We start from the raw sequence: 1,356 nt of genomic DNA on the forward strand, positions 1-1,356 counted from the left end.
CTGCTGGCGGAAAACGGCCAGCAGCTCGCTTTCGAGCCGATGGATTACGGCCCGCTGCTTGGTGGCGAACCGGGCAAAGGCACGATCGGCGGTGTGCTCGGCGCTAACCTCTCCGGTCCGCGCCGGCTCAAGGCGGGGGCCGCGCGCGACCATGTCCTGGGCATCAATGTGGTGTCCGGTCGTGGCGAGGCCTTCAAGTCGGGCGGTCGCGTGGTCAAGAACGTCACCGGCTATGACATGTCGAAGCTGATGGCCAACAGCTGGGGCACGCTGGCCGTCTTCACCGACGTCACCTTCAAGGTGCTGCCGGCAGCCGAGACCGAAGTCACGCTCGCCATCCGTAGCCTGCTCGACGATGCCGCGGCCGCCGCCATGGCCCTGGCGCTTGGCTCGAGTGCTGAAGTGTCGAGTGCCGCCCACCTGCCGGAGCGGATCGCCGCGCGCGTCGCCAGCGGCAGTCTCGGCAGCGAGGCCGCCACGCTGCTGCGCGTCGAGGGTTTCGGCCCGTCGGTCGCCTACCGCATCGCCGCGCTGAAAACGCTGCTCGGCAATGCCGGCCCGCTGGAGGAGATTGGCGGCGAGGTTTCACGGCTGATCTGGCGCGACGTTCGCGATTGCAGGCCTTTCGCCGACGGCAGCGAGAAGCCGGTCTGGCGCATCTCGATGACGCCTTCTCAAAGCCACCAGATGGTCCTGACGCTGCGCATGCAGGCCGCCGTCAGCGCCTTTTATGACTGGCAGGGCGGACTGGTTTGGCTGCGCATGGAACAGGGCGATCCGGAAGCCGCTCTGCTGCGCGGGCTGTTGAGGAAACATGGCGGCGGCCATGCGACGCTGGTGCGCGCCGCACCCTCGCATCGCGCCGCTCTACCGGTGTTCGAGCCGCAGCCGCCCGCTCTTGCTGCACTATCGGTCCGCCTGAAACAGGAATTTGACCCCAAGAATATCTTCAATCCCGGCCGCATGGCCTAGGACATCAGCGATGCAGACCAATTTTTCGCTTGCCCAGCTTGCCGATCCGCATGTCGCGGAATCGGAAAAGATCCTGCGCAAATGCGTGCATTGCGGCTTCTGCACCGCGACGTGCCCGACCTATGTGACACTCGGCAACGAGCTCGATTCACCGCGCGGGCGCATCTATCTGATCAAGGACATGCTGGAAAACGGCCGTCCGGCCGACAAGCAGATCGTCACCCATATCGATCGCTGCCTGTCGTGCCTTGCCTGCATGACCACCTGCCCGTCGGGCGTCAACTACATGCATCTGGTCGACCATGCCCGCGCCCATATCCAGGAGACCTACAAGCGGCCACTGCTCGACCGCCTGACCCGCGCCATGCTGGCCTTCGTGCTGCC

2 protein-coding genes are annotated in these 1,356 nt (G+C 65.6%); both read left to right on the top strand.

The window, feature by feature from the left end:
* Window positions 1-972, top strand: a 972-nt coding sequence (locus tag EN925_RS36030; RefSeq protein ID WP_128337380.1) for an FAD-binding protein, incomplete at its 5' end; no start/stop codon positions are given.
* Window positions 973-982: 10 nt separating this feature from the next.
* On the top strand, window positions 983-1,356 hold a 374-nt coding region (locus tag EN925_RS36035), incomplete at its 3' end, for a 4Fe-4S dicluster domain-containing protein (protein WP_128337381.1).

It is taken from the genome of Mesorhizobium sp. M7A.F.Ca.US.006.04.2.1, from assembly GCF_004022915.1.
GTDB lineage: Bacteria > Pseudomonadota > Alphaproteobacteria > Rhizobiales > Rhizobiaceae > Mesorhizobium > Mesorhizobium ciceri.